The organism is Ruminococcus sp. AF37-20, from assembly GCF_003460465.1.
Taxonomy (GTDB): Bacteria; Bacillota; Clostridia; order Oscillospirales; family Ruminococcaceae; genus Hominimerdicola; species Hominimerdicola aceti.
Genome location: NZ_QTVE01000012.1, coordinates 8,009 through 8,696 on the forward strand (window position 1 = coordinate 8,009; position 688 = coordinate 8,696).

1 rRNA gene (only partly in view) is annotated in these 688 nt (G+C 43.0%); it reads left to right on the top strand.

Annotation, left to right across the window (positions count from 1 at the left end):
* Positions 1–247 precede the first annotated feature (247 nt).
* A 16S ribosomal RNA gene (locus DW015_RS08840) occupies positions 248–688 on the top strand; it runs 1,207 nt beyond the window's last position.

A 688-nucleotide genomic window follows, 5' to 3' on the forward strand; every position in this document is an offset into this window, starting at 1 on the left:
AAAAAACTTCAGAAAAGGGGTTGACAAAAGATAAAAAGTGTGATATAATGTAAAAGTTGCACGACACAAAAGAGTGTAACGAAACAGCATCTTGAAAATTGAACAAAGACGAATAGTACGAAACCCTTGAGAGATTCTTTTGAGAAAAAGAATTAAAGGTCTAACATAAAGACGTAAAAGAAATGTACGTTCAGTGAAGTGAACTGAAACAGGATAACAAGAGCAGAAATGCTTTTGATATACAACTTTAATTAAGAGTTTGATCCTGGCTCAGGACGAACGCTGGCGGCACGCTTAACACATGCAAGTCGAACGAGAGAAGAGGAGCTTGCTTTTCTGATCTAGTGGCGGACGGGTGAGTAACACGTGAGCAATCTGCCTTTCAGAGGGGGATACCGATTGGAAACGATCGTTAATACCGCATAATATAATTGAACCGCATGATTTGATTATCAAAGATTTATCGCTGAAAGATGAGCTCGCGTCTGATTAGCTAGTTGGTAAGGTAACGGCTTACCAAGGCGACGATCAGTAGCCGGACTGAGAGGTTGATCGGCCACATTGGGACTGAGACACGGCCCAGACTCCTACGGGAGGCAGCAGTGGGGAATATTGCACAATGGAGGAAACTCTGATGCAGCGATGCCGCGTGAGGGAAGAAGGTTTTAGGATTGTAAACCTCTGTCTT